The following is a 25,271-nucleotide window of genomic DNA, read 5'->3' as shown; positions in this document are numbered from 1 at the left end:
CAAAATTAGTATTCATTCTAGTTTGGGCGTCGAGGTGTTCGGCGGGCGGAGGCCGTCCCGCTGTATGGGAGTGGGTCTGGCTGCTGTCGTGGTCCTGCTGACCAGGACGGCAACGCTCGCGCTGTGGTCGCCGGCTCTACTGTCGGGCGTCGTCCGGGCCAAGAAAGAGGTGAGGTATGCCCAGGCTCTCAGAGGCTCGTGACGCGGCCGAGCCGAGTTCGACGGAACAGCGCGCGCGTCACGGCCGGATCTTGAAGGCGGCCGCCCAGCTCGGTGACGAGTACGAACTCGAACGGGTACAGATGCATGAGGTTGCGAAGCTGGCCGGTGTCGCGATCGGCACGCTCTACCGCTACTTTCCGTCCAAGACCCATCTGTTCGTTGCGGTCATGGTCGATCAGATCGAGAGAATGGGAAGCCAGCTCTCGAGGCAGGCGCCGGTTGCGACGGTGCCGTCGGAGTCGGTGTGCGATGCGCTGCTGCAGGCGACGCGGGCGCTGTTGCGCAGGCCGCGGCTCGCGACGGCCATGATCCAGTCGGCCGCAATGTCCAATGCAGCGACGATCCCGGACGTGGCGAGGATCGACCAATTGTTCGACGGGCTGATGCTCGAGTCTGCGGGTATCGAGAATCCGACGGTGCAGGACGCGACGGTGCTCCGACTCGTCGTCGCGTTGTGGTTCGGGCTGGTGCAGTCGGCGCTCAACGGGCGTACGTCGATCCCCGAGATCGAGTCGGATCTGCGGATCGCGTGCGATCGATTGCTCGGCGACCTCGCCTGATGTCGATCCCTACCAGGGTGGTCCCGCTCGGTGGGACGGCCCGGATCTTCATCCCGCGTCAGAACTAGAATAAATTTCAGTATCGCTGAACGCAGGGAGTGGCATGAACAACGTCGTCATCGTCGAAGCCGCACGGACACCGATCGGGCGTCGCCGCGGTCAGTTGGCCGGGGTACACCCCGCAGTGCTGCTGGGTGCCGCGCAGAAGGGGGTCTTGGAGCGGACCGGACTACCCGCCGGGCAGGTCGGCCAGCTCGTCGGTGGCGCAGTGACCCAGGCGGGGGAGCAGTCCAACAACGTGACCCGGCAGGCATGGCTGCACGCCGGGCTCCCGTACACCACCGCAGCGACCACTATCGACTGCGCGTGCGGTTCGTCGCAGCAGGCCGTGCACATGGTCGCCGGCCTGATCGCGTCCGGCCAGATCGACGCCGGAATCGGTTGCGGCGTCGAGGTGATGAGCCGGGTCTTTCTCGGCCAGGCCAATACTCCGGGGACCGGGAATCCCTACCCGGACGACTGGACCATCGACATGCGCGACCAGTTCACTTCCGCCGAACGTATCGCAGACCTGCGCGGAATCAAGCGTGACGACGTCGACGCGCTCGGTCTCGAATCGCAGCGTCGGGCAGCCCAGGCGTGGGCAGAGGGCAGGTTCGACCGCGAGGTCGTTCCGGTCGAAGCGCCCGTCGTCACGAAGGAAGGCAAGCCCACGGGCGAGACCGCGACCGTCACGCGAGACGGCGGCCTCCGTGAGACCACCGCAGAGGGCCTGGCAGGACTGAAACCCGTCATCGAGGGCGGTATCCACACCGCGGGGAACTCGTCGCAGGTCAGCGACGGCGCAGCCGCCGTACTCCTCATGAGTGAGGACAAGGCGCGGGAGGCGGGCCTGCATCCTCGCGCCCGCATCCTCGCGTCGACCCTGGTCGGCTCCGACCCCTACTACCACCTCGACGGTCCCATCGACTCGACCCGCGCCGTGCTCGAACGCACCGGAATGTCGTTGTCGGACATCGATATCATCGAGATCAACGAGGCTTTCGCGTCTGTCGTGCTGTCGTGGGCCCAGGTCCATGGAGCCGACATGAGCAAGGTCAACGTCAACGGCGGTGCAATTGCCCTCGGCCACGCAGTCGGCTCCACCGGGTCCCGGCTGATCACCAGTGCCTTGCACGAACTCGAGCGCTCGAACCGCTCGACCGCCCTGATCACCATGTGCGCGGGTGGAGCGCTGTCCACTGCGACCATCATCGAACGCATCTAGCCACCCCACCCCAGACTGAGCGAATGTATCGTTCGTCTCGATAGAGCGAGCGAACGATACATTCGCTCGGAGTGGGGGAGGCTGACAGCGGGCGGAGCAGGGTGTGGCCGCGCGTCGCGGACACGCACGTCGCAACACGCACATTTCATGATTCCATCGAAGGGTTCGTTCATGACCATTGGATTGAGTGACGACGATCGCGACCTTCGCGATTCCGTCCGCGGCTGGGCCGCACGACACGCCACGCCCGAAGCGATCCGCGACGCGGTCGAGGCCAAAACCGAGGCCCGTCCAGCGTACTGGGCTTCACTCGCCGAACTCGGCATGCTGGGACTGCACCTGCCCGAAGAGGTCGGCGGTGCAGGGTACGGTCTGCTCGAAACCGCTATCGTCGCTGAGGAACTCGGCCGCGCGATGGTGCCCGGGCCGTTCCTGCCGACCGTCGTCGTCTCCGCTGTGCTGCATGAGGCCGGACGCACCGACCGGCTGGCCGCGCTGTCCGACGGCTCCCTGTTCGGCGGTGTGGCCCTGCAACCCGGCGACCTGAAGATCGTCCGCGACGGCGACACCGTCGCACTGTCCGGCACGACGAGTTACATACTCGGTGGCCAGGTCGCCGACGTCTTCCTGCTTGCGGCGAAAGACGAAGGCGACCTCGCATTCGTCGTCGTCGACCGCGACCGGCTCGACGTGACCGACCTGCCCAGCTACGACGTCGTGCGGCGCAATGCCGAGGTCACGGTGGATGGCCTCCCCCTCGCCGACGGCGACATACTGACGTTGGATTCGCAGCGTGTCGTCGACATCGCCGTCACGCTGTTCGCGGCAGAGACGGCGGGCCTTGCCGACTGGGCCACCACCACAGCCGCCGACTACGCGCGCGTCCGTCGGCAGTTCGGCCGTGTCATCGGCCAGTTCCAGGGCGTCAAACACACTGTTGCGCGGATGCTCGGACTGACCGAGCAGGCGCGCGTCACCGCGTGGGACGCGGCCCGCGCACTCGGCGAGGACATTTCGGACAAGGAGGCGTCGCTCGCCGTCGCCGTCACTGCGGCAACCGCTCTCGAAGCCGGCTTCCAGGTCACCAGGACATGCATCCAGGTGTTGGGCGGCATCGGGTACACCTGGGAACACGATGCCCACCTCTACCTGAGACGGGCGCAGTCCCTGCGAATCCTCTCCGGTTCCACCCCATCGTGGAAGCGTCGGGTCGCGGGGCTGACCCTCGACGGCACCCGCCGGGTGCTGAGCATCGACCTGCCACCCGAGGCCGAGCGGATCCGGGCCGACGTGCGGGCCGAACTCGAGCCGGCCAAGGCGCTCGAGGGAGCCGCGCAGAAGTCCTATCTGGCCGAGAACGGCTACACCACACCGCATCTTCCCGCTCCGTGGGGGAAGGGGGCCGATGCCGTCACTCAGCTCGTCATCGCCGAGGAACTGCGCACCGCAGAACTGAAGCCGCACGACATGATCATCGGCAACTGGGTGGTTCCCACGCTGATCGCGCACGGTAGTGACGAGCAACTCGCGCGGTTCCTGCCGGGATCGCTGCGCGGCGACACCGTCTGGTGCCAGCTGTTCTCCGAACCGGGCGCCGGAACCGATCTTGCAGGCCTGTCCACCAAGGCCGTCAAGGTCGACGGCGGATGGAAACTGCAGGGCCAGAAGGTGTGGACGTCGATGGCCCGTGAGGCACACTGGGGCATCTGCTTGGCTCGCACCGATGCGGATGCACCCAAGCACAAGGGCTTGTCCTATTTCTTGATCGACATGAGGAACTCCGAGGGGCTCGACATCCGCCCGCTGCGGGAGATCACCGGCGAGGCACTGTTCAACGAGGTGTTCTTCGACGACGTCTTCGTGCCGGACGAATGCCTTGTGGGGGAACCGGGTGACGGCTGGAAACTCGCCCGCACCACTCTCGCCAACGAGCGGGTGTCCCTGTCGAACGATTCCTCGCTCGGCTCCGGCGGGGAGGCTCTGCTGACCTTGGCCGCGACGATCCCGGGCGGGCTCGACGCGGAACAGCTCACGATCCTGGGCAAGGTGCTGTGCGACGCCCAGACCGGTGGACTCATGGGTCTGCGCACCACGTTGCGGTCGTTGACCGGCGCGCAGCCGGGCGCCGAATCGTCGATTGCAAAGCTTCTCGGCGTCGAACATCTCCAGCAGGTGTGGGAGACGGCGATGGAGTGGGCGGGCCCCACGTCGCTGCTGGGGGGACAGCACCGGAGATCGGCAACACAGATGTTCCTCAACTCACAGTGCATGTCGATCGCGGGCGGCACGACGAATGTCCAGCTGAACATCATCGGCGAGCGGATCCTCGGTCTGCCTCGTGATCCCGAACCCGGAATGTGAGACTGACGAACATGCCGATAGATGTGAATGCCGCGCTGACGGCCGAGCCGACCCTCCGCGAGGCCACCTGGACCGAGCGAGATGTGATCCTCTACCACCTGGGCTTGGGCGCCGGTGTCGACCCGCTGGATCCTGCCGAACTGACCTGGGTGTACGAGAAGAACCTTCGTGTCCTTCCCACCTTCGCCATGGTGGCGGGGCAGGGCATCTCGGCCGGCAATGCCGCCGCGGCCGGGATGAATCTGCCCGGCATCGACATCGACCTCCGTCGTATCCTGCACGGCGGGCAGTCGCTCACCGTGCACGCACCGATTCCGGCGTCCGGTACCGCGACCATCTCGTCGCGTGTGTCGGACGTGTGGGACAAGGGCAAGGCTGCGGTGATCGTGCTCGAGCAGTCCGCCCGCACCGCAGAAGGCACCCCGTTGTGGACCTCGGCGATGCAGATCTGGGCACGCGGTGAAGGTGGGTTCGGAGGCGAGGCCGGCCCGGAGGCCAGTGGTGCCGCACCCGAACGGGACGCCGACACGGTTCTCGTGTCGCGCACCGGCACCGCGCAGGCCTTGATCTACCGGCTCAGCGCCGATATGAACCCGCTGCACGCCGACCCCGAGTTCGCGAAGATGGCAGGCTTCGATCGCCCCATCCTGCACGGGCTCGCGTCGTACGGTGTCGTGTGCAAAGCCGTCGTCGACGGTGTCCTCGATGGCGACCCGACTCGGGTGAAGTCGCTCTCGGTGCGTTTCGCCGGGTCGCTGTATCCGGGGGAGACCATCGAGACCTCGGTGTGGCGCACCGGCAACACCCTCACCCTGCGGGCGGTCTGCCCTGAGCGGGACGGGCAGCCGGTACTCACGCACGCGACGATGGAGATCCGATGAGAGTCGATCCCGCTACGCACCCCACCGTCGGTAACGCCCCCGACGGCACGGTGCTCACGTCGGCGCCGCAGGACTCCGCTGTCGACCGAGCCACCAAAGCCGCACGACGTGTCGTCGATGCTCTGTTGCGCACCGACCGCACCAACGCCAACCTCGAGCGGGTCGCCGAGGAACTCGACAGTATCGCCGCGCACCTCGAGGATCATGCGCCCGAAGTCCAGGAACGCCTGATCGACATGTGGCACGGCGAAGGTGTCACACGGCACGATCCCGTGTGCGGACCCGAGAACGCGTTGGCCCCGCCGCTGGTTCTCGCCGGACGCGACGACGGATGGGTCGAGGGTGTCGTCGAGTTGACCATCCCGTATCAGGGGCCTCCCGGCCATGTACACGGAGGTGTGGCGGCACTGTTGATCGACCACACCCTGGGTGTCGCGAATGCGTGGGCCGGGCGAAGCGGTGCCACTGCGCAGCTCAACGTGCGGTACCACCGTCCGACCCCGCTGTTCGAGCCGCTCACGGTGCGCGGCCGGTTGGTCGAGGAGAATGGTCGCAAGATCAACACGGTCGGGGAGATCCTGATGGCAGACGGCACCGTCTGTGTGTCCGTCGAGGCGCTCTTCGTCGACAAGACGGTGCCGCGTCCGCGCTGACGCGGCGGCTCCGCCACCCGTGCGCGGTTCTGGTAGCGGGAACTACCAGAACCGCGCACGGCTGGGGTCGAGCATTCCGCGTGCGAGCTGGATGATCTCCGCCTCGAACGCGGCCGGGTCGGGCGCGGCACCGGTCTCGTCGGCGCGTTCGAAGGCGGCGAATGCACCGATGACGAACCGCACCATCAGGCTCACTCTGCGCCGCGCGTCCGTCTCCGGGAGATCGAGTCGATCCGCGATCGTGGTGAGGAGTTCGGTCAGGACGTCGAGCGAGTTGTCCGACGGGTAGTAGTCGGCTTGCGTCACTCCGGGTTCCGGCTTCGACAGGACGTCGAGCGGCGCGGTCGACAACCACTGTTCGTTGAAGCGAGCCCAGAAGCTCGGTTTGTTGTGTGCCACGTGCGCCGCGAGCGGGTGTACATACGCGTGGACGAGCCTGTCGAGGGTGGGCCCGTCGTCGAGTCGTGCGGCCGAAAGGAGTGCCGCGCGTTCGGCGTTCAGTTGTGGCGCACGCCGGGACCAGATCTCGTCCAGGAGGCCCTCCCACGACCCGAAGTGGTAGGTGATAGCCGAATTATTGCGCTGCCCCGCTTCTTTGACCACCTCGCGCGCAGCCACTCCGTGAATGCCTCGGCGTGCGACGAGCCGCTCGGCGCTATCCAATAGGGCGAGACGGCCCGTTGACATCGTCATGCAGCCACTGTACTAAGAATGTTACCTTGGCAATTAATACATTGTTCTTAGTGGAGGCTTCATGAGGTCCATTCCGTCCCGGCGTGCTGCCGCGGCGCTCGCGTTCGCTTCGGTGCTCGGCGTCGGCGCATGTTCGAGCCCGGCTCCGGAGTCGGCCGATTCCGGAGTCGACGCAGCCGGTTCGCTGATCACCGATCGCCCGCTCACCACGGCAGCGGCGCTCCCCAGCGCCCAGCGCACCGAACTGATCACCTACGTATCCGAGGGTGCCGACGGGCGGCCGGCACTGGTCTCGGGCACCGTCGCAATCCCGGCGGGCGACGCCCCCGAAGGCGGATGGCCCGTGATCAGCTGGGCTCACGGCACCACAGGGGTCGGCGACGCGTGCGCGCCGTCGGCCGACACCGTCGGCGGTCCTGCGCACGACTACCTCTCGCTGACCACCGCGATGCTCGACCGGTGGGTTGCAGACGGATACGCCGTGGTCCAGACCGATTTCGAAGGGCTCGGAACCCCCGGTGGTCACCCCTACATGAACGGCGACAGCGCCGCGAATGCCGTCGTCGACATCGTTCGCGCCGCGCGCGATCTCGACCCTGGTATCGGCACGGAATGGATCGCGATGGGGCACAGTCAGGGCGGTCACGCCGCGCTGTACACCGCCGCACTCGGTGCGCAACGCGCGCCCGAACTCGATCTGCAGGCAGCGGTCGCCCTCGCGCCCGGCAGCCGCACTAGCGACACCGCCGCGTACTTCGCCACCGGGGGTCCCGGTATTCAACAGGCCCTGAGCTTCCTGCCGATTCTTCTGCTCGGTGCCGAAGCCGCGCAACCGGAACTGTCTGCAGACGCGATGCTCACCGACACCGCCGGCCCGCTCCTGGATGCGGCACGTACCGGATGCATGGACGATCTGCGCGCGGTCGCCGCGACCATTCCTGCCGACCAGGTGTTCGCGCCCGAGGCGAACCTCGAAGGGTTGCGTGAGTACTACGCCGGCCAGGAACTCGAAGGGCTCGAACTGTCGGTACCGACCTTCGTGGTGCAGGGATCTGCGGACGTCCTGGTCTCGCGTGCCGTCACCGATCAGGTCACCGAGGCGCTGTGTGGCAACGGCGCCGACCTGACGTACCGCGTGTACGACGGCGCCGATCACCGCGGCGTGCTCGACGAGTCCTTCGACGACGTGAAGGCGTTCACCGAAGGCGCATTCGCGGGTCAGTACCCTGAAACAACGTGCAGCTGAGCGAGGCCCAGCGGCGGATCAGGACACCGACCCGGTGTATACGTTCATCGACTCGTTGCGAAGGAAGCCGACCAGCGTCAACCCCGACTCCTCGGCCAGATCGACCGCGAGTGAGGACGGAGCCGATACCGCCCCGAGTACCGGAAGACCGGCCATGACCGCCTTCTGAACGAGTTCGAACGAGGCCCGTCCGCTGACGACGAGGACGCTGTCGGACAGGGGTATCCGATTGTTCGAAAGCGCCCACCCGAGCACCTTGTCTACAGCGTTGTGCCTGCCCACGTCCTCGCGCAGCTGCAGAAGTGCGCCCTCGTTGGTGAACAGTGCCGCGGCATGCAGTCCACCCGTGGACCGGAAAACCTTCTGCTGCTGATGCATCAGGTGGGGCATCTGCGACAGGATGCGTGCCGGGATCGCGATGTCGCCGCGCAGCGGAAAACGGGTGCGCGTGCGTACCTGCTCGAGGGATTCCTTGCCGCACACCCCGCACGCCGAGGTAGTGAGGAAGTTCCGCGCACCTGCGCCGTCCGGCACCGCGACACCGGGGGCGAGTTGGACGTCGAGCACGTTGTACGTGTTCGCCCCGGAGTCGTCGACGCCATCGCAGTACCGTGCGATCGCGATATCGGCGGGGCTGCCGATGATTCCCTCGGCGAGCAGGAAACCGTGCGCGAGTTCCACATCGTGCCCGGGGGTGCGCATCGTGACCGTCAACGCGTGTCCGTCGAGCCGGATCTCGAGCGGCTCCTCGACGGCGAGCGTGTCGGGGCGCCGGGTGGTGCGGTCTGCGGTGACCCGCAGGACCGCACGGCGGGTCGTCACACGTCCCACTACGAGCCCTTCGATGCTGCAGCTTCGAGCCGCACGACGATCGCCTTCGACGCCGGTGTGTTGGACTTCTTCGCCACGTGGCCCAGCGGAACCAGCGGATTGGTCTCGGGGTAGTAGGCCGCCGCGTTGCCCGTCGGTGTGCTGTAGGCCACGACGCGGAAGTCGTGGACGCGGCGTTCTTCGAGGGCGCCGTCGGGTCCGGTGAACTCGGAGACGATGTCGACGAGATCGCCGTCGCGGAATCCGAGAGCGGTGATGTCGTCGGGGTTGACCAGGATGACCTTGCGTCCGCCCTTCACGCCGCGGTAGCGGTCGTCGAGCCCGTAGATCGTCGTGTTGTACTGGTCGTGGCTGCGCATCGTCTGCAGGATCAGCCGGCCTGCCGGGGTCGGTACCCATTCGAGTTCGTTCACGGAGAAGTTCGCCCGCCCGGTCTCGGTGTGGAACTGGCGACTGTCGCGCGGCGGGTGGGGGAGTTCGAAACCGTCGGGTTGCCGGACCCGGGTGTTGTAGTCGTCGAATCCCGGTATCACCCGCGAGATCGCGTCGCGGATGTGGTGGTAGTCCGATTCGAACCTGCTCCACGGCACGGGATGATCCGGGCCCAGCAGGGTGCGGGCGAGCTGGCACACGATGGCCACTTCGCTGCGCAGGTGCTCGGACACAGGCTTCAGGCGCCCCCGCGACAGATGCACCATCGACATCGAATCTTCCACGGAGACAGCCTGTTTCTTTCCTGCTTGGACGTCGAGATCGGTGCGGCCGAGGGTGGGAAGAATGAGTGCGGTGGTTCCGTGGACGACGTGGCTGCGATTGAGTTTCGTCGAGACCTGTACCGTCAGTGCGCAGTTGCGCAACGCGGTCTCGGTTGCGACGGTATCCGGTGTCGCAGAGACGAAATTGCCGCCCATCGCCATGAACACCGACGCCTTCCCGTCGCCCATCGCGCGGATGGAATCGACGGTGTCGAAACCGTGCTTGCGTGGTACCTCGATACCGAATTCGGTGTCCAGCGCGGCGAGGAACGATTCGGGCATCTTCTCCCAGATGCCCATCGTGCGGTCGCCCTGGACGTTCGAATGCCCGCGCACCGGGCATACGCCGGCACCGCGCTTACCGATCATGCCGCGGGCGAGCAGCACATTGACGGCGTCGCCGATCGTCGCGACAGCGTGCGCATGCTGCGTCAGCCCCATCGCCCAGCAGATGACGGTCCGCTGCGAGGCGATGAGTTCGGCAGCGGTGTCGCGCAATTGGGCGTTCGTCAAGCCGGTCGCCTCGAGCACGGTGTCGAGGTCGACATTCCGGACGTGGGCCTCGTACTCCTCGAAGCCCGCGCAGTGCGCGTCGACGAACGCTCGGTCGATGACGGTGCCGGGTGCGGCGTCCTCGGCCTCGAACAACAGTTTGCCGAGCCCCTGGAACAGCGCCATGTCGCCGCCGAGACGGATTTGCAGGAACTCGTCGGCGATGTCCACTCCGCGCCCGACGACTCCGGACACTTTCTGCGGGTCCTTGAAGCGCTTGAGCCCGGCCTCGGGAAGCGGATTGATCGCGATGATCCGTGCGCCGTTCGCCTTGGCTTTCTCGAGGGTGGAGAGCATCCGCGGGTGGTTGGTGCCCGGATTCTGACCCGCGATGAGGATGAGATCGGCCGCCTCGACGTCGGGCACCGACACCGAACCCTTACCGATACCGATCGAGTCGGTCAGAGCCGTCCCGGACGATTCGTGGCACATGTTGGAACAGTCGGGCATGTTGTTCGTGCCGTAGCTGCGGATCAGCAACTGATACAGGAACGCGGCCTCGTTGCTGGTGCGGCCCGAGGTGTAGAAGACGGCCTGGTCGGGTGACGGCAACTCGTTCAGATGATCGGCGATCACCCGGTACGCGTCGTCCCATCCGATCGGTTCGTAGTGGCTCGCGCCGTCCCGCAGCACCATCGGGTGCGTGATGCGGCCCTGTTGACCGAGCCAGTAGTCGGTCTTGGTGGCGAGCTCGTCGAGTGAGTGCTGCGCGAAGAACTCGGGCGTCACCGTCCGTAGGGTGGCTTCCTCCGCGACGGCCTTCGCTCCGTTCTCGCAGAACTCGGCGGGTTTGCGGTGGCCGGGCGTCTCGGGCCACGCGCAGCCGGGGCAGTCGAAGCCGTGTCGCTGGTTGAGCCGGGTCAACGACCGTGCGGTGCGGACCGCACCCATCTGCTCGTAGGCGCGCTCGAGCGACACGAGCACCGCGGGCACACCCGCGGCGTACTCCTTGGGGGCCGACAACTCGAGGTCGGTCTCGTCGATGTCGGCTTCGGGTCCGTGTCGCGTCATATGTCCATAGTGGCCTGTCGCACAGTGCTGGGCCACTCCGGTGTGCGCACCACCGTGATGCCCGCACTGGCGGACATGGAATCGTGCCTCGGAATGTCGCTGCTGGTCGACTGCGACTCCGGTCGCTGCATCGCGACCAGTTCGTGGAGGGACGAGGAATCGTTGCGCGCGAGTGAAGGGCCGGTCAACGCGCTCGCGATAAGGCAGCCGAGGCGTTCCACGGCACCACGGAGGTGTCGCGATGGGAGATTGCCGCCATGCATCGTGGTCACCACGTCGACCGCGCCGTCGACGCCTGGAAGCTGGCAGCGTTGCCCAGGATCGAGGAGCTGGATGGTTTCTGCAGTGCCGGCCTCATGCTCGATCAGGCTGTCGGTCGCGCGGTGTCGTCGCTGATCTTCGATAGTGCCGAGTCGATGGAACGCAACGAGGAACGTCCGGTCGGCATCAGGGACGACGGCCTCCCGGAGGCCCGTGCCAGAGCGCTCGAGACGGGCAGCTTCGAACTTGCCATCGCGCACCTGCAGGTCCCCGAAATGATCTGACTGCCCGCCCGCTACCGGCGTGTCGGAGTGTCTTCGCGTGCGGAGTCATCGTTCGGTGAAGTCCGGCGATTCCGCAGTGATGGTGCCCGCCGATGTGAACAATTGCGGGCACTGATGGACCCTTGCCGCCGTAGGCTACGGGACATGACCGTCACGGTAAGACGCGCCACCAGCAAGGACGTTCCGGCGCTTGCAGCAGTGCTGGCGGACGCCTTCGTCGACGACCCCGTGTTCACCTGGATGTTCCCCGACGAGCGGCACCGCGTCCGTCGGCAGACACGCTTCTTCGCCGCCGACGCCCGCCACCAGATGGTGCCGCTCGGTACCTCCGAGGTTGCTGAATCGGACGGACGTATCGGGGGAGCGGCGCTGTGGGCGCCGCCAGGGAAGTGGCGCACCGGCACCTGGACCCAGCTCCGGCTGCTGCCCGGATACCTCACCGCCCTCGGGAGGAACGCGGGAGTGGCGCAACGGGTGGACGCGACGGTGGAGGCGGTTCATCCCACGGAGCCGCACTGGTACCTGTCGACGATCGGAACCGGGTCGGCTGCGCGAGGTGCCGGATACGGCACTGCACTGATGACTTCCGGACTCGACCGGGCCGACACCGAACATGCGCCTGCATACCTCGAGTCCAGCAAAGAATCGAACATCCCGTACTACGAGAGATTCGGATTCGAGGTCACCCGGGAGATCGTGATCCCCGATGGTGGACCGACCTTGTGGGCCATGTGGCGCACCCCGCCGTGAGGGCGCACCGCAGACGAGAACGAGCAGGCATCTTGCCGCCCACTCATGACCTCGATGACGGAGGTTGCGGGCACACAGGGGTCGGCGCCCCGCATCCAACGCATCCCTCGGCTGTGTCGGTATCGCGGCGTGTCTCGATGCCGGCGCCGACATCGTCGTCACAGGCCTGGCCACCTCTCTGCGGCGCGTCGTTCGACGGGCCGAGAACGATCAGGTACTCGAACGTCGGCCGGATGCCAGCGACGCTGAGGTCGACCTGGTCGTTGTCTGACGCGCGGCAATTCGCTCGACGCTACGCCATCTCCGGGACGTGCAGGTGCGCGATGGCGAGTTCGAACTCGCAGGTCTCGAGCAGCTGAGCGCCCGCCTCGCGCACCCCTGCGTCCCGAATGCCGTCGATGCGTTCTCTGCTGTGCTCCATCGCCTCGGCGCTGTCGAACGTCAGAGACGACACGGCGAGGCCCGAGGCGCGGTCGAACATGAGTCCGGCGCTGCAGAACCCGTCGAGCACCTCCATCGCGGGCAGCCCGGCCATTTTCCACACGTCGATACCGCGGTCGATGTGCGCCGGCTCGGTTTTGAACCACGTGAGGCGGGAGCAAGCACCACGTGCGGAATGGTGGTCGCGGTGCATGACCGCGATCTCCCACCGCGAGACGTCCGTGGTTCCGTGAAAGACCTCCGCTGCGTCGTTACGCAATGTCTGCACCGGTCTCTCGCTGGCGCGTAGTGAGTCCTCGTCCCGCCACGAACTGGTCGCGATGCACCGACCGGAGCTGCGATCGATCAGCAGGGACATTCCGAGGCAGCCCTCGATGTCGGTCAGCGCGGGCATCACGGTGTCCCGTACATGCCGGATCCCGACGTCGATGTAGGACGGATGTGCATGAATGGTGGTCGAACGTGCGAACATGATCGGCACCTTTCTCCTCCAGGCGGCGCCGACGCGACGTCGCCGGTCGTACTCCATATTTCACACTGCACCTCCTCTGGGCTGAAGGCAATGGGCATCGCTGAGTGGGGCGCCATTGCCACCTCGCGAGGCACGTCCTCGGGCACCGCGCGGCAGGTCGGCAAGTCCACAGACTCGCCGTGTCGGCCCCTGCATCTACGATGACCGCCATGGCTGTGCGCAGAGTCGACGCAACCGAACGCCGGGCCCGAATGGCTGTCAGGCACCGCGTGCATCCCGCGCATCGCGCGTCCGATGCGGTTGATGCCGCGACGAGTATGGTCTGCCTGCACGGCACCGACGCCGCGACTGTCTACCTGTCGGCCTGGGCCCGCGTCCACGAATTCACCGCGCCCGATCTCGACCGCGCCCTCTACACCGACAGGTCGCTGGTCAAGCACATGGGGATGCGGCGAACCGTCTTCGTCTTCCCTCGGCACGTCTTGCCGTTCGCGCAGGCCGGATCGAGCAATCGGGTGGCCGGGGCAGAGCGCCGGCGCCTCATTCAGGACGTCGAGAAAGCGGGGGTGTCGCCGAACGGCGAACGGTGGCTCGACAAGGCGAGTGAGGAGGTCCTCGCTGCGTTGTCCGGCGGTCGGGAAGCAACCTCGAGTGAGCTACGCGATGAGATCCCGGTGCTCGACGCCTCGATGGAGTATGGCACCGGAAAGTCGTGGGGAGGCAAGGTGCCGTTCGCACCTCGGGTCCTGACGGTGCTGTCGGCCTCCGGAAAAGTGATGCGGGCATCCAACAGAGGAGCATGGCGGGTCTCACGACCGGCCTGGACGACCACGAAGGCCTGGCTCGGCGCGGAAATCGAAGTACACGACGCCGACACAGGTTTGCGCACTCTCGTCGAATTGTGGCTACGCGCGTTCGGTCCCGGAACGGAACGCGATCTCAAATGGTGGCTCGGGTCCACCCTCACTTCGGTGCGCGCGGCGCTCGCCGAACTACAGGTTGCCGAGGTCGATATCGACGGCGCAACAGGCTATCTCATGCCCGACGACGTCGATCTTCCGGAGCCGGTCGAGCCGTGGGGCGCGCTGTTGCCGACGCTCGATCCCACCACGATGGGGTGGTTCGAGCGCGACTGGTACCTCGGGCTCTACAAACAGCAACTCTTCGATACCGCCGGCAATGCCGGTCCCACTGCGTGGTGGGACGGGAGGATCGTCGGCACCTGGTGGCAGGACGAATCCGGTGCGGTCAGTCTGCACCTGCTCGAGGACATCGGCCGAGAAGGTGTGGCAGTCCTTCACGACGAGGCAACCCGCCTCGACGAATGGCTGGGCGGGCTTCGCGTGCTTCCGCGATTTCCGTCGCCGCTGGCAAAGGAACTATCGGTCCGCTCGCGACCCTGATTCGGTGCGGCGTGGCGGCGTTCGTCCCCTCACACTCGGCCGTCGATCAGAGGAGCCCAGCCTTGACTCCTGCGTGTCGCAGTAGCCCAATGGATTCATGATGTTCGCCGGTCCGGCCGGTCACTACGACCGCTTCATGGGACGCTACACGCCGTCGCTCGCGGTAGCCCTCGCCGAGGTCGTCGGTGTCGGCCCCGGCCAGCGTGTCTGCGACGTGGGCTGCGGACCTGGTGGCCTCACCCAGGAGCTCGTAGCGCGAGTCGGTGCCGAGAACGTCTCTGCGATCGATCCGGCATCGCAGTTCGTGGCGGCGTGCCACGAACGAAACCCGGGAGCGGATGTCCGCGAAGGCGTGGCCGAGGCATTGCCGTGGTCAAACGGTACGTTCGACACCACCCTGTCGTCCCTCGTGATCGGTTTCATGACCGATCCCGATCGAGGAATACGGGAGATGGCGCGCGTGACGCGGCCGGGCGGGACGGTGGCGTCGTGCATGTGGGACATCGCCGGTGGGGGCATGACCATGCTGCGTGTGTACTGGACGGCGGTGCGGCAAGTCGACCGCACGTCTGTCGGCGAGGCTCCCATGGCCGGCACATCGGAGGGCGACATCGCCGATCGTCTCCGTCGCGCGGGCCTGATCGACGTGGTCGACGGGGCAATCATGGCCGAGGCGTCCTACACCGACTTCGACGACTTCTGGGCACCGTTCGTCTTCGGTGTCGGTCCCGCCGGGCAGTCGCTGCTGTCGATGCCCGACGAGCAGAAGAGGCGCGTCCGGCAGCTCTGCCGGGAAGCGCTTCCGTCGGGGTCGTTCACTCTCGATGCGCGTGCCTGGTATGCGCGAGGGACGGTGCCTTCACGATCATGAACAACTCCTACGTTGCATCGCTGCCGCGATGGCTGGCTCTACTGACTGCGGTCCTGCTGCCGCGACACATCCGCACTCGAGGTCAGCGGCTTCCGCGAAACAGGGAGCGCAGCTTCAGTCGCGCGTGCTGCGTCGACGCTGCGGTGCCTTGATCACACGTGCAGCGGGCGGCGGCGGGGACGGACCGCATCACAGCGTCGACATGCTGTCCGCAACCACCCCAACCGGTCTTGTTGCAGCGAGAACAAGTGACGGGATAACACATGGGAACCTCCAGGAGAGTAGTCGAAAGGTCAGGCAACGATGTGAGCTTCTGTCCAGGCGTTGTATCCACCGAGTAGGTCCGAAACGTCGGTGAAGCCTTGGGCCCGCAATAGCGACGCCGCGACACTCGAGCGCCACCCGCCCGCGCAGTGCACCACGATCGGCTTTCCGGTGGGCACCTCGTCGATCCGGATCCGTAACTGGGCCAACGGAATCGGGATAGCACCTGGAATGGTTCCGGAGCTGCGTTCGCCCGGGTTGCGGATGTCGACGACGGTGACGGCGTCGGCGGCGAGCAACTCGTCGAGCTCCGTCACCGTGGTGCGCGGTGCGGTCTCGATCAGATCGGCAAGTTCGGTGGGGAACGTGCCGTCGTGATCGACGTTCAGATAGCCTGCTGCGCCGTCGGAACCGATGCGTGCGAGGCGCATTGCGGCATCTTGTTCCGTGCCGGGGTAGGTGACGAGCACGATCTTCTCGCCGACATCGGCGACCATGCCGCCCGTCTCGGCGAAGCGCCCGTCGAACCCGACGTTGACGGAGTTGCGTAGATGACCGGCGGCGAAGTCGTCGACGCTGCGTGCGTCCAGCACACGGGTGCCGGTGAGTAGTGCGCGCTTCACCTGCTCTGGTGTCAGCTCGGGGATGGAGCGGTCCCGGGCGAGCAGTGGGTGGATCTGCTTGTTCATGGCGGCGTCGACCGAGAAGTAGGCGGGCGCGGCCGGCTGGCCGTCGGTGATCAGGGAGACGAAGGCGTCCTCGCTCATCGGCTGCACCGAAGGGTTGGTCCTGCGCTGCTCGCCGATGGTGGAGGTGAGTTGCGTCGACAGGTTCTTTCCGCATGACGATCCCGCGCCATGAGCCGGCAGAACGACGACCTCATCGGGCAGCGTGAGCAGTTTCTCGTGCACGGTGTGGTACATCGCGCGTGCCAGGTCGGTGGTGGAACCGTCGCCGAGGTTGACCAGGTCGGGGCGGCCGACGTCGCCGATGAACAGCGAGTCGCCGGTGAGTACGGCGGTGGGGGTGGCTCCGGGGTGTTCGCGCACCAGCACCGAGATCGACTCCCAGGTGTGGCCCGGGGTGGCGATGATCTCGAGTTCGACCTGGCCGAGGGAGAGTTTCTCGCCGTCGCGTAGGCGGCGGATCGGGTAGTCGGTTTCCGCGGACTCGCCGAATCCGATCCATGCGCCGGTGGCGTCGACCAGTTCGAGGTGGCCGGACACGAAGTCGGCGTGGAAGTGGGTGTTGATCACGCCTTCGATGTCGAGTCCGTATTTCTTTGCGTCCACCAGGTATTCGCTGATGTCGCGGCGCGGGTCGACGACGACGCCGCGACCGGTGCTCTCGTCGGCGATCAGGTACGAGGCGTGGGACAGGCACTCGATGTAGTACTGCTCGAGAATCATGGGGTTCCTCCGAGGGGGCCGGGGGTGGAATCCGGGGACTGTAGACAGATTGACATATACCCCCTAGGGTATGTCAAGTACCCCCTGGGGTATCAAGGCCGATTCTTCGAGAGGTCCTCATGTCTGCCTTCACTGCAATGTCCTGCACCGCACAGTCGAAACTCCCCTCACGGGCAGTTGCTCGAGCAACACAGGAGGATCGACCATGATCGCGCTGGCAGTCGCGCTGGCGGTCCTGGTTGGCGTCTCCCTCGGGTTGCTCGGCGGGGGCGGCTCGATCCTCACCGTTCCGCTGCTCGCCTATGTCGCCGGTATGGACGCCAAGGAAGCAATCGCCACGTCGTTGCTCGTCGTCGGTGTGACCAGTGCCGTCGCCGCGATCTCGCACGCGCGGGCAGGCCGTGTGCAATGGCGCACCGGCATCATGTTCGGGCTTGCCGGAATGGTCGGCGCTTACGCCGGCGGTCTGCTCTCGCGGTTCATTCCGGGCACGGTGCTTCTGCTCGCTTTTGCTGTGATGATGATCGCTACAGCGGTCGCTATGCTGCGCGGACGCAGGAGCGTGACTGCCGATGCCGACGGAGCGCACTCCATGCCGGTGGGCAAGGTGCTGCTCGACGGTGTGCTCGTCGGTCTGGTGACCGGTCTCGTCGGCGCCGGTGGGGGCTTCCTGGTGGTACCGGCCCTTGCGCTGCTCGGCGGGCTACCCATGCCCATTGCGGTCGGCACCTCGCTTGTCGTGATCGCCATGAAGTCCTTCGCAGGCCTGGGCGGATATCTGTCGGCCGTGCAGATCGACTGGCGTCTGGCTGCGATGGTCACGGGTGCAGCTGTGGTGGGAAGCCTCATCGGTGGGCGTTTCACCTCGCTGGTGGATCCCGATACTCTGCGCAAGGGTTTCGGTTGGTTCGTGCTGGTGATGTCGTCGGTGATCCTTGCTCAGGAGATTCATCCGGCCGTCGGGATTACTGCGGCGGCCCTTACCGTCGCTACCGCTGGCGCCGCATACATGTGCGCTCGGAGTGGGAGTTGCCCGTTCCGACGATCGGCCCGCCTCCGGAACGCTCCTGCGGCGGTGGGTTGAGGGACGCTCGGAGCAGATACCCCTGGGGGTACACTGTCACTACTCGTGAAAGGAAGGTTCATGGTCGGAGACGAAGAAAGTATCGCACTGGTCCTCAACCGGCTGCGCCGCGCGCAAGGTCAACTCGCCGGAGTGATCTCGATGATCGAGCAGGGTCGCGACTGCAAGGACGTCGTCACCCAGCTCGCCGCCGTGTCCAAAGCGCTGGATCGTGCCGGATTCAAGATTGTGGCGACCGGCCTGCGCGAATGCCTGACCGGCGACGAAGCCGAAGGCAAGGAGCCCATGTCCGAGGCCGAACTGGAGAAGTTGTTCTTGGCCCTGGCCTGATCGCGTCACGGTCTCGCAGCACCACCGACGAAAGGATGAGACACCATGGCACTCGCACTGTCGACCACACTGCGCGCACCGTTTGCCGAAGCGGTGGAACGGACTCGGAAAGCGCTGTCCGGTCAGGGATTCGGTGTGCTCACCGAGATCGATATGAAGGCAACGCTGAAAACGAAACTCGACGCCGACATGGAGGACTACACGATCCTCGGTGCGTGCAATCCACCCCTTGCGCACCGAGCCGTCACAGCAGATCCGCAGATCGGTCTGCTCCTGCCCTGCAATGTTGTGGTGCGTCGAGACCGTGACAACCCGGACAGCGTCGTCGTCGACGCTATGAATCCGCAGTTGATGGTGCAGTTCGTCGATGAGGCCGGAGTTCGCGAAGTCGCGGACGCCGCGACCGCTGCGCTGCAGGCAGCGATCGATTCGTTGTCGACAGACCAGTAGCGCGGTGGCGAATCGGTGTGATGGCCGTACGCTCGACTGGTGACCGTCACCGTCTCGACCGCCACTCGCGCCGACATCTCCGACATCGCCACCGTGCTCGCCGACGCCTTCTTCGACGACCCGTTGTTCGCGTGGATGCTCCGCGACGAGCGGGTGCGTCTCCGTGCCGCGTCTCGTCTCTTCGCAGCCGAGGCACGCCACCAGATGGTGCCGCTCGGGGCCACGGAGATCAGCGCGGTCGACGGCCGCATGGGTGGTGCTGCGATGTGGGCACCACCCGGGAAGTGGCGGGCGTCGACTTGGACCACACTGCGGATGGTGCCGGCGATCGTCGGTGCACTCGGTCGCAATGTCAGGGTCGGGAAAAGCGTCGACGACGCACTCGAAGCGGCCCACCCTGAGGAGCCGCACTGGTACTTGTCGGCGATCGGTACCGCCCCTGCCGCGCGGGGGTCGGGTCAGGGAACGGCGTTGCTGAAGTCACGGCTCGCGCGCTGCGATGCCGAGGATGCTCCCGCCTATCTCGAATCCAGCAAGGAATCGAACATCGGCTACTACGAGCGTTTCGGCTTCGTGGTTACCGGCGAGATCGTCATCCCCGGCGGCGGCCCCACTCTCTGGTCCATGTGGCGTACGCCGCGGTGAGGGATCGAGTGTGCAGAAATTGTCGAAAACTAGGGCTTGGGCGGTCGAAAACTGCACACTCGACCCGGCGGGATTCAGCCCACGCGGATACCGTTGTCGGCAAGGAACGCCCGGGAACGTCCGAATTTTCGGTCGGTGCTGAACGTCGTCCAGTTCGTGGTGAGCCCCTCCGAGTCGATGAGATCCCGGAATCGGCGGAAACCGCCCGTACCCTCGGCTGCACGCTCCAACCGCTCGCGCAGCGCGGTGTCACGCTGCCGACCGGCGAACGCGACCATGTCATTCCAGCCGTCCCGTGAGCCGATGTTCTCGAATCGAAGCCAGCGATCCGGTTCCAGCTCCACATCGACGGCGGCGTCCGCGCCGACGATCGATACGGCCACCGGTTCGCTGCTCGACCGTCGGTGCTCGAGTGCCATCGGTATTCCAGCCCCCACCTGCTGTAGCGCGTGGTCGACGTCGCGTTCGCGTATCGCAGCCAGGAAGCGATCGGCATCTCCGGTGGCGATCGCTGCACCAACCTCGGACAGTTCGAGCGCCGGCGACTCGTTCGGGGCTGGCCATTCGTGCACCAGCATCGGATGCGGTTCGCTCGGCCTGGGCGGTACCCTGCTTCCGCCGTCGTCGTCGGCCCACCGGCGACCGTACTGATCCGGGATGCCGCCCCAACCCCAATACGGCAGAGGCATTTTCGGCCGGATGCCCAACACCTCCACCGGATCGATCTTCGTCGTCTCGACCACGCACCGGTGCGTCCAGTCGTCGCCGAGGTCGAAGGTGAACTGGAACTCCGCTCCGGGCTGCACGGTGCGGGCAACCTTGGTCGAGTCGATGTCGCGGGGTGAGAGGATCGGGCCGACCGCCATCCCGGCCATGTCGGCGCCCGTCTCCGCGTCGGTGATCATTTGTCCGTCTGCCAGCGTGAACATCGAGAGGTGGGAGCGATCCCACCGGGCGAAGGCGTCGTTGATGGCGTCCGCGAGGTGTGTGAAGGTGTGGGACGGCCCGACAGCGAAGACGCGGCCGGGCGGGGGCCACAGTTCCTCACCACGCCCGCCGAGCAGTTCGACCGTGATCGAGAGCCATGTTCGTGCCATGTATCCGAGGATGTCATGGAGTCGTGACGGAGTGGGGAACTCGGGTGCGCGGCTACCTCGCGACCTCGAGTTCGACGGCGGAGCGGCCGGTCAGACGACCTGGATGCGGTCGTCGTCGAGTTCGACTTCGATCCGCAGTGGCCCTCCGACCGCCTCGACGTACCGGCGCAGGGTGTCGAGTTGTATATGAGCCAGGTCGCCACGTTCGATGTCCGAGACCCGGTTCTGCCGGACGCCGAGCCGCTCGGCCACCTGGTCCTGGGGCAGCGCGAGGGATTCTCGCAGTTCTTGCAGCCGATAGGCGCGCACCCGGTCGAGCATCCGAGCTTTGTGCACGTCGACGTTGTGCTGGTTGACCGGATGTGTTCGGCGGTAGTGCCAGCGCCGAGCAGATGTGGGCTGCCGCTGATGTGGACGACAGTATGTCGATGCGAGGTGCTCCGGGGATCATGTGAACGTGCGCTGGAGTCGGTGGGCGAGTCGTCGGATGTGTCGGCCCTGTGAACTGTCGGCGCCGGACCACTTCGTTACTGAATCGACTGCATCGTCGAAGTCGGCGCCACGCAGGCTGGTTGCGAGGGCAGGAACAAGCACGCACTCGGCGATCGAAACGGCGATCGTGTCGGCGTGCGCGACTTCATGAAGGGCCGTGCCGAAACGTCGCGCAGCGTCGGGCGTCCCTTCATCGAACACCCAGTACTCGTTGACGGAGTCGTCGAGTCGATCGACGAGTTTATCGACGTGCGATGAAGGTGGCGCAGGTGATGCCAGTGTGAGCCTGGCGAAAGTCGCGTGGTCCGGAGCGATTCGAGCAGGGGTTGGAATATCGACCGCCACACAGAAACCCCAGATTTCCGGACTCAGTGGCGCTGTGGTTGTTCCGGAAACTGCGGTCGCGGCAATCGTGAGGTTCGTGTTGACGATGGCGCGCATGCAACCGACGGTGTCGTGCGCGGCAGGGGGCACGGGATGCCGTGGTCGGATGCCTGCAACCACGGAAGCAGATAGGACTCGGTAGGTGCTTGATTCAGTGACTGTGCAATCCTCGGCCCGGCCGGGCGGAAGACGTGGTGTGCCTTCGACGAGATCGCCGATGTCTTTCGGACGGATACCGATCCGACGTGGGAGGCCGACCGCAGCCTGATCGACGACCCGATCGCGGAACCCCTGGGCTTCGCAGTGAGGACGGTGCTCGATACGAGCATTCTGATCGCGAACGATGTCCCGCCCATTGACGGGGAGGTCGCGATCAGTGCCGTGAGCCTGGCGGAACTGCACTTCGGGCTCCTGGTCGCGACCACTGCGCAGCAGCGAGCTCAGCGGTTGCAGCGTCTGATTGCTGTGGAACGCAAGTTCGAGCCCCTGCCCGTCGATGCGGGTGTCGCCCGAAGCTACGGCCAGCTGGCCGCAGCCGTGAGAGCGTACGGCCGCAAACCTCAGCCCCGAGCTCTTGATCTGATGATCGCCGCCACCGCGCACGCGAACAACGCTCGACTCGTCACCCGCAACGCGGACGATCTTCGTGGCATCGAACACCTGCTGGATGTCGACACCCTCTGACCCTGATCTGTGGATAGCGGATTCCGGGACCCATGCGAATGCTGCACCGCGCCGCTGGATTCGCGCAGCTGGATCTGCGCGCCGTTGCCGGCCGGGTAGACGATGATCACACCGTCACTCATCGTTCATCTCCAGGTCGAGGCCACCAGTGGTGGACGACAACGCAGAGTGCGATTGCGTTTCGTCGGTCACGGGAGGAGATCGAAGTACTGCGGCCGGGCTTTCATCGCATGGATGAGAAGTTCGTGTCCGCTGTCGAACCGTAGGACAACCAGTTCCAGGAGCCGGCCGCTCGGGTCGAAGCCGAGCCGGAACTGGCGTGCGGGATTGCCGTCGTCGAGGTCTGCGGCATAGCTGTGGTGCTGTGCCGCGTAGATGCCGTCGGATTCGGTGATTCCGTGTTTGAGGGCAGATTTGTGCGCCTTCACGCGACCTGGGTCCAGGCGCGGACTGCTTGCCGAATCGCTTCCGACCTGGACACATGCTCTTGTTCGGCGCGGGCGTTCAGCGCCTCGAGCAGGGCGGCGTCCATTCGGACCGGCACTACGGCTCCGGGGCCGGTTCCGACGGTGGGGCGACCTCGCTTGCGTAGCTTCTCGACGGCGTATCCGGTTTCGGCTTCGTCCGCCCACGTCTCGATCATCTCGTCGGTGACGGGGGTTCCGTTGATCGTCTCGCCGTCCATATCGAATAGTGTAATACGAAAATTGTGCACATGGGGGTCCGTCTCAAGGGCGTCAAAGGCACGACAATCGTCTGACGGACACCAGTGCTCAGTTCACCTCTTCTCGATCGTGACCGCGAACGGTGTGTCGAATGCGGATGTGCCGACGTACACCGTGTACTCGCCCCGCACCGCCCGGAAGCTGCGGGCCGCGTGGTCCCAGACGGCGAACGGATGGTGCGTGGCCGCCGGGTCGATCGTGATCGTGACCTTCTGTGATTCCCCGGGCCGAAGGAACACCTTCTTGAAGCCGACCAGCCGCTTGGGTGGTTGCTCGGGGGACGGGACGCCGAGATAGACCTGCACCACTTCGGCACCCGCGACGGCTCCGGTGTTGGTGAGCGTCGCCGCCACGACGACGGGGTCGTGCACCCCGTCGGGTGCGTCGAGCATGACGCGGGAGAGGTCGAATGTGGTGTAGGACAGGCCGAATCCGAACCCGAACAACGGCTCGATGTCCTGCCCCTGGAACCACCGGTATCCGACTTCGAGCCCCTCGGAGTAGCGGATCACGGGATAGCCGGAACCCTCGTCGGTGCCCGGGTAGCGCTCCGGCCGACCGGCGTAGAGGGTGTCGTCGGCTGATCGCGGATAGCAGGTCGGTACCTTTCCGGACGGGTTCACCACCCCGAAGAGCAGGTCGGCGACGACGTGCCCGTCTTCGGTGCCCTGATTCCACACCTCCAGCACACTCGGTGCCCGGTCGATCCAGGGCATCAGCACCGGGTTGCTGTCTTTCAGGACGACGATCGTGCGCGCATTGATGCCGAGGAGTTCGCTCAGCATCCGGTTCTGCTCGTGCGGCAAGTGGGGATCGGACTGGTCCATACCTTCGGTGGTGACGAGACCCGCCATCACGACCACCGCGTCGGCATCCGCGGCTGCGCGGCGGGCGTCGCCGAGGTTCGAAAGATCATCGGCAACCGTCACTTTCGTGACCTCGGCCGACGAACCGAGGTCGGCGAGCACATCCTGCATCCCCGCGACCGGCGCGACGGTGTAGAGCGGGATCACCTTCGACGATCCACCCCCGCCCAGGCACGCCTCGTCGACGAACGTCGACTGCCCGATGACGACGATTGAGCCGACCTGCGGGTCCAGCGGCAGGAGGTTGTCGTCGTTCTTCAGCAGCACCGCCATCTGTGCCCCGATCCTGCGGGCGATCTCCCCGTGGCCGGGCGCGTCGATCTCGCCGGGTGCGTAGGGCCGGTCGAACTGGCCGAACCGGAACATCTGCGTGTACCGGCGGACCAGGGCGCGATCGACGGTCTCGATCTCCAGGCTGGTGTCGGTCAGCGCCGCCTCGACGGTGGTCTTGTTCAGCCATTTCGCGTCGGGCATCTCGAGATCCAGCCCCGCATTCAACGACGGCGCCGCCGAGCGGGCCGACCAGAAATCCGACTGCACGTAGCCGTCGAATCCCCACTCGGTGCGCAGGATGTCGGTGAGCGTGTGCCGGTACTCGGTGGCGTACACACCGCGAATCCGGTTGTACGCGCTCATCACCGCGGCGATCTCGCCGTCCTTCACGACCATCTCGAAGGGCAACAGATACAACTCCCGCAGCACGTGCTCGTCCACCTCGACGCTGGTGCGGAACCGTTCTACTTCCTGATCGTTCAGCACGAAGTGCTTGACCATCGCGATCACGCCGTGCGCCTGGATCGCTTTCGTCACGGCCACGCCCATCAGCCCGGACAGATACGGGTCCTCGGAGAAGTACTCGAAGTTGCGTCCGGCGATGGTGGTGCGGTGCAGGCACACGCCCGGTCCTTCCAGCACGTGCTGGCCGAGTGTCGCGGCTTCCGAACCGATGATGTCGCCGTACGTTCGCGCCAGCTCCGGATCGAACCCCGCGGCCACGCCGATGGCCATCGGCAGGGACGTGGCTGGCGGACTCGGCGTGCCGTCGCCCATGCCGACACCCACCGGCCCATTGGTCACCCTGAATCGTGGGATACCCAACTCCTCGATCGCAGCGACGTGCCGATGCACCTGCACTTGCGACGCGAGCCGCTCCGCGTCATCCGGGGATTCCGCGAGCTTCGCCACCAGGCCGTAGATGTCGATCGTCTCCATCGCGCCGTGCAGTTGCGCGATCTTCTGTTCCAACGTCATGGCCTGCACGAGTCTCTCGGCCTGCTCGCGGGGCGAGAGTTCAGCCCCCTGCCACGGGAACGCGGTGTCAGTCACG

General features: G+C 65.9%; 27 protein-coding genes and 1 pseudogene. 16 read left to right on the top strand and 12 right to left on the bottom strand.

From position 1 onward, the window contains the following. Nucleotides 1-176: 176 nt before the first annotated feature. The 5 genes from ACZI8W_RS24705 to ACZI8W_RS24685 all read left to right on the top strand — a co-directional run bounded on the left by ACZI8W_RS24705 (nt 177) and on the right by ACZI8W_RS24685 (nt 5,944). Nucleotides 177-782: a TetR/AcrR family transcriptional regulator gene (locus ACZI8W_RS24705; RefSeq protein WP_463371172.1), complete on the top strand. Its 606-nt coding sequence runs from the start codon at nt 177-179 to the stop codon at nt 780-782. Between the two features lie 103 nt (nt 783-885). Then, nucleotides 886-2,049, top strand: a complete 1,164-nt coding sequence (locus tag ACZI8W_RS24700; RefSeq protein WP_463371171.1) for a steroid 3-ketoacyl-CoA thiolase — start codon at nt 886-888, stop codon at nt 2,047-2,049. Between the two features lie 171 nt (nt 2,050-2,220). After that, nucleotides 2,221-4,410: an acyl-CoA dehydrogenase family protein gene (locus ACZI8W_RS24695; protein WP_463371170.1), complete on the top strand. Its 2,190-nt coding sequence runs from the start codon at nt 2,221-2,223 to the stop codon at nt 4,408-4,410. Nucleotides 4,411-4,421: 11 nt separating this feature from the next. Beyond that, the gene (locus tag ACZI8W_RS24690) at nt 4,422-5,291 is read left to right on the top strand and encodes a MaoC/PaaZ C-terminal domain-containing protein (RefSeq protein ID WP_463371169.1); all 870 of its coding nucleotides are present in this window, start codon (nt 4,422-4,424) and stop codon (nt 5,289-5,291) included. After that, nucleotides 5,288-5,944 (top strand): PaaI family thioesterase, encoded by a 657-nt coding sequence (locus ACZI8W_RS24685; RefSeq protein WP_463371168.1) that lies wholly within the window; start codon nt 5,288-5,290, stop codon nt 5,942-5,944. Before ACZI8W_RS24690 ends, ACZI8W_RS24685 begins: the two co-directional genes overlap by 4 nt. 42 nt (nt 5,945-5,986) lie before the next feature. Here the strand turns inward: ACZI8W_RS24685 and ACZI8W_RS24680 are convergent, their stop codons facing one another. After that, entirely contained in the window at nt 5,987-6,637 is a 651-nt protein-coding gene (locus ACZI8W_RS24680) for a TetR/AcrR family transcriptional regulator (protein WP_463371167.1), read from the bottom strand. A 61-nt stretch (nt 6,638-6,698) separates the two neighbouring features. Between ACZI8W_RS24680 and ACZI8W_RS24675 the strand changes: the two genes are divergently transcribed. Continuing rightward, complete coding sequence (locus ACZI8W_RS24675; protein WP_463371166.1) at nt 6,699-7,883, top strand: alpha/beta hydrolase family protein; 1,185 nt, start codon at nt 6,699-6,701, stop codon at nt 7,881-7,883. A gap of 18 nt (nt 7,884-7,901) precedes the next feature. Here ACZI8W_RS24675 and fdhD read toward each other — a convergent pair whose 3' ends face one another. Both fdhD and ACZI8W_RS24665 read right to left on the bottom strand, forming a co-directional pair. Continuing rightward, nucleotides 7,902-8,714 carry a formate dehydrogenase accessory sulfurtransferase FdhD gene (gene fdhD, locus ACZI8W_RS24670; protein ID WP_463371165.1) on the bottom strand — a complete coding sequence of 271 codons (813 nt, stop codon included), beginning with the start codon at nt 8,712-8,714 and terminating at the stop codon, nt 7,902-7,904. Continuing rightward, nucleotides 8,714-11,032 carry an FdhF/YdeP family oxidoreductase gene (locus tag ACZI8W_RS24665; RefSeq protein ID WP_463371164.1) on the bottom strand — a complete coding sequence of 773 codons (2,319 nt, stop codon included), beginning with the start codon at nt 11,030-11,032 and terminating at the stop codon, nt 8,714-8,716. Before ACZI8W_RS24665 ends, fdhD begins: the two co-directional genes overlap by 1 nt. Between ACZI8W_RS24665 and ACZI8W_RS24660 the strand changes: the two are divergent. The 3 genes and pseudogenes from ACZI8W_RS24660 (at nt 11,033) to ACZI8W_RS24650 (ending at nt 12,598) form a co-directional block, all read left to right on the top strand. Continuing rightward, nucleotides 11,033-11,577: pseudogene (locus ACZI8W_RS24660) on the top strand (hypothetical protein). Nucleotides 11,578-11,721: 144 nt separating this feature from the next. Continuing rightward, entirely contained in the window at nt 11,722-12,327 is a 606-nt protein-coding gene (locus ACZI8W_RS24655) for a GNAT family N-acetyltransferase (protein WP_463371163.1), read from the top strand. A gap of 64 nt (nt 12,328-12,391) precedes the next feature. Then, nucleotides 12,392-12,598, top strand: coding sequence for an acyclic terpene utilization AtuA family protein (locus ACZI8W_RS24650; RefSeq protein WP_463371162.1), 207 nt, complete (start codon nt 12,392-12,394; stop codon nt 12,596-12,598). A 21-nt stretch (nt 12,599-12,619) separates the two neighbouring features. Here the strand turns inward: ACZI8W_RS24650 and ACZI8W_RS24645 are convergent, their stop codons facing one another. After that, complete coding sequence (locus ACZI8W_RS24645) at nt 12,620-13,249, bottom strand: hypothetical protein (RefSeq protein WP_463371161.1); 630 nt, start codon at nt 13,247-13,249, stop codon at nt 12,620-12,622. Between the two features lie 200 nt (nt 13,250-13,449). On the opposite strand from ACZI8W_RS24645, the gene ACZI8W_RS24640 reads away from it, so the two are divergent. Together ACZI8W_RS24640 and ACZI8W_RS24635 are read left to right on the top strand one after the other, a co-directional pair. Next, entirely contained in the window at nt 13,450-14,643 is a 1,194-nt protein-coding gene (locus tag ACZI8W_RS24640) for a winged helix DNA-binding domain-containing protein (protein WP_463371160.1), read from the top strand. 100 nt (nt 14,644-14,743) lie between these two features. After that, nucleotides 14,744-15,514: a class I SAM-dependent methyltransferase gene (locus ACZI8W_RS24635; protein WP_463371159.1), complete on the top strand. Its 771-nt coding sequence runs from the start codon at nt 14,744-14,746 to the stop codon at nt 15,512-15,514. A gap of 82 nt (nt 15,515-15,596) precedes the next feature. Here the strand turns inward: ACZI8W_RS24635 and ACZI8W_RS24630 are convergent, their stop codons facing one another. Beyond that, nucleotides 15,597-15,779, bottom strand: coding sequence for a hypothetical protein (locus tag ACZI8W_RS24630; RefSeq protein WP_463371158.1), 183 nt, complete (start codon nt 15,777-15,779; stop codon nt 15,597-15,599). A gap of 28 nt (nt 15,780-15,807) precedes the next feature. Then, nucleotides 15,808-17,187, bottom strand: a complete 1,380-nt coding sequence (locus tag ACZI8W_RS24625; RefSeq protein WP_463371157.1) for an MBL fold metallo-hydrolase — start codon at nt 17,185-17,187, stop codon at nt 15,808-15,810. A 205-nt stretch (nt 17,188-17,392) separates the two neighbouring features. Here ACZI8W_RS24625 and ACZI8W_RS24620 point away from each other — a divergent pair, with 205 nt between their 5' ends. The 4 genes from ACZI8W_RS24620 to ACZI8W_RS24605 are packed head-to-tail and all read left to right on the top strand — an operon-like array spanning nt 17,393 to nt 19,696. Then, complete coding sequence (locus tag ACZI8W_RS24620) at nt 17,393-18,271, top strand: sulfite exporter TauE/SafE family protein (protein ID WP_463371156.1); 879 nt, start codon at nt 17,393-17,395, stop codon at nt 18,269-18,271. Between the two features lie 60 nt (nt 18,272-18,331). Continuing rightward, a complete protein-coding gene (locus ACZI8W_RS24615; RefSeq protein WP_463371155.1) occupies nt 18,332-18,601 on the top strand; it encodes a metal-sensitive transcriptional regulator in 270 nt (89 codons plus the stop codon). A 45-nt stretch (nt 18,602-18,646) separates the two neighbouring features. Beyond that, nucleotides 18,647-19,051, top strand: a complete 405-nt coding sequence (locus ACZI8W_RS24610; protein WP_463371154.1) for a DUF302 domain-containing protein — start codon at nt 18,647-18,649, stop codon at nt 19,049-19,051. Between the two features lie 39 nt (nt 19,052-19,090). Continuing rightward, the gene (locus tag ACZI8W_RS24605) at nt 19,091-19,696 is read left to right on the top strand and encodes a GNAT family N-acetyltransferase (protein ID WP_463371153.1); all 606 of its coding nucleotides are present in this window, start codon (nt 19,091-19,093) and stop codon (nt 19,694-19,696) included. 74 nt (nt 19,697-19,770) lie between these two features. Here the strand turns inward: ACZI8W_RS24605 and ACZI8W_RS24600 are convergent, their stop codons facing one another. From ACZI8W_RS24600 to ACZI8W_RS24590, 3 genes are all read right to left on the bottom strand, one after another. Further along, nucleotides 19,771-20,793, bottom strand: a complete 1,023-nt coding sequence (locus ACZI8W_RS24600) for an IS1096 element passenger TnpR family protein (protein WP_463371152.1) — start codon at nt 20,791-20,793, stop codon at nt 19,771-19,773. A 90-nt stretch (nt 20,794-20,883) separates the two neighbouring features. Further along, a complete protein-coding gene (locus tag ACZI8W_RS24595; protein ID WP_463371151.1) occupies nt 20,884-21,114 on the bottom strand; it encodes an XRE family transcriptional regulator in 231 nt (76 codons plus the stop codon). A gap of 126 nt (nt 21,115-21,240) precedes the next feature. Continuing rightward, nucleotides 21,241-21,726 (bottom strand): hypothetical protein, encoded by a 486-nt coding sequence (locus ACZI8W_RS24590; RefSeq protein ID WP_463371150.1) that lies wholly within the window; start codon nt 21,724-21,726, stop codon nt 21,241-21,243. Between the two features lie 255 nt (nt 21,727-21,981). On the opposite strand from ACZI8W_RS24590, the gene ACZI8W_RS24585 reads away from it, so the two are divergent. Next, nucleotides 21,982-22,353, top strand: coding sequence for a type II toxin-antitoxin system VapC family toxin (locus ACZI8W_RS24585; RefSeq protein ID WP_463371149.1), 372 nt, complete (start codon nt 21,982-21,984; stop codon nt 22,351-22,353). A 188-nt stretch (nt 22,354-22,541) separates the two neighbouring features. On the opposite strand, the gene ACZI8W_RS24580 is transcribed toward ACZI8W_RS24585, so the two are convergent. The 3 genes from ACZI8W_RS24580 to ACZI8W_RS24570 all read right to left on the bottom strand — a co-directional run bounded on the left by ACZI8W_RS24580 (nt 22,542) and on the right by ACZI8W_RS24570 (nt 25,270). Continuing rightward, the gene (locus ACZI8W_RS24580) at nt 22,542-22,781 is read right to left on the bottom strand and encodes a toxin (RefSeq protein ID WP_463371147.1); all 240 of its coding nucleotides are present in this window, start codon (nt 22,779-22,781) and stop codon (nt 22,542-22,544) included. Beyond that, the gene (locus ACZI8W_RS24575) at nt 22,778-23,038 is read right to left on the bottom strand and encodes a ribbon-helix-helix domain-containing protein (protein ID WP_463371146.1); all 261 of its coding nucleotides are present in this window, start codon (nt 23,036-23,038) and stop codon (nt 22,778-22,780) included. Before ACZI8W_RS24575 ends, ACZI8W_RS24580 begins: the two co-directional genes overlap by 4 nt. A 93-nt stretch (nt 23,039-23,131) precedes the next feature. Then, the gene (locus ACZI8W_RS24570; RefSeq protein ID WP_463371145.1) at nt 23,132-25,270 is read right to left on the bottom strand and encodes a beta-glucosidase family protein; all 2,139 of its coding nucleotides are present in this window, start codon (nt 25,268-25,270) and stop codon (nt 23,132-23,134) included. Nucleotide 25,271 lies beyond the last annotated feature (1 nt).

Source organism: Rhodococcus ruitaii (assembly GCF_055230935.1).
This window is presented reverse-complemented; position numbering and strand designations above follow the sequence as displayed.

Excerpts from the sequence above, each read along its gene's own strand:
- ACZI8W_RS24640 (WP_463371160.1), top strand. The coding sequence starts at position 13,450 with ATGGCTGTGCGCAGAGTCGACGCAACCGAACGCCGGGCCCGAATGGCT.
- ACZI8W_RS24705 (WP_463371172.1), top strand. The coding sequence starts at position 177 with ATGCCCAGGCTCTCAGAGGCTCGTGACGCGGCCGAGCCGAGTTCGACG.
- ACZI8W_RS24635 (WP_463371159.1), top strand. The coding sequence starts at position 14,744 with ATGTTCGCCGGTCCGGCCGGTCACTACGACCGCTTCATGGGACGCTAC.
- ACZI8W_RS24680 (WP_463371167.1), bottom strand. The coding sequence starts at position 6,637 with ATGACGATGTCAACGGGCCGTCTCGCCCTATTGGATAGCGCCGAGCGG.
- ACZI8W_RS24695 (WP_463371170.1), top strand. The coding sequence starts at position 2,221 with ATGACCATTGGATTGAGTGACGACGATCGCGACCTTCGCGATTCCGTC.
- ACZI8W_RS24690 (WP_463371169.1), top strand. The coding sequence starts at position 4,422 with ATGCCGATAGATGTGAATGCCGCGCTGACGGCCGAGCCGACCCTCCGC.
- ACZI8W_RS24595 (WP_463371151.1), bottom strand. The coding sequence starts at position 21,114 with ATGCTCGACCGGGTGCGCGCCTATCGGCTGCAAGAACTGCGAGAATCC.
- ACZI8W_RS24575 (WP_463371146.1), bottom strand. The coding sequence starts at position 23,038 with ATGGACGGCGAGACGATCAACGGAACCCCCGTCACCGACGAGATGATC.
- ACZI8W_RS24675 (WP_463371166.1), top strand. The coding sequence starts at position 6,699 with ATGAGGTCCATTCCGTCCCGGCGTGCTGCCGCGGCGCTCGCGTTCGCT.
- ACZI8W_RS24600 (WP_463371152.1), bottom strand. The coding sequence starts at position 20,793 with ATGGCACGAACATGGCTCTCGATCACGGTCGAACTGCTCGGCGGGCGT.
- ACZI8W_RS24630 (WP_463371158.1), bottom strand. The coding sequence starts at position 15,779 with ATGTGTTATCCCGTCACTTGTTCTCGCTGCAACAAGACCGGTTGGGGT.
- ACZI8W_RS24615 (WP_463371155.1), top strand. The coding sequence starts at position 18,332 with ATGGTCGGAGACGAAGAAAGTATCGCACTGGTCCTCAACCGGCTGCGC.
- ACZI8W_RS24700 (WP_463371171.1), top strand. The coding sequence starts at position 886 with ATGAACAACGTCGTCATCGTCGAAGCCGCACGGACACCGATCGGGCGT.
- ACZI8W_RS24625 (WP_463371157.1), bottom strand. The coding sequence starts at position 17,187 with ATGATTCTCGAGCAGTACTACATCGAGTGCCTGTCCCACGCCTCGTAC.
- ACZI8W_RS24685 (WP_463371168.1), top strand. The coding sequence starts at position 5,288 with ATGAGAGTCGATCCCGCTACGCACCCCACCGTCGGTAACGCCCCCGAC.
- ACZI8W_RS24655 (WP_463371163.1), top strand. The coding sequence starts at position 11,722 with ATGACCGTCACGGTAAGACGCGCCACCAGCAAGGACGTTCCGGCGCTT.
- ACZI8W_RS24590 (WP_463371150.1), bottom strand. The coding sequence starts at position 21,726 with ATGCGCGCCATCGTCAACACGAACCTCACGATTGCCGCGACCGCAGTT.
- ACZI8W_RS24610 (WP_463371154.1), top strand. The coding sequence starts at position 18,647 with ATGGCACTCGCACTGTCGACCACACTGCGCGCACCGTTTGCCGAAGCG.
- ACZI8W_RS24665 (WP_463371164.1), bottom strand. The coding sequence starts at position 11,032 with ATGACGCGACACGGACCCGAAGCCGACATCGACGAGACCGACCTCGAG.
- ACZI8W_RS24620 (WP_463371156.1), top strand. The coding sequence starts at position 17,393 with ATGATCGCGCTGGCAGTCGCGCTGGCGGTCCTGGTTGGCGTCTCCCTC.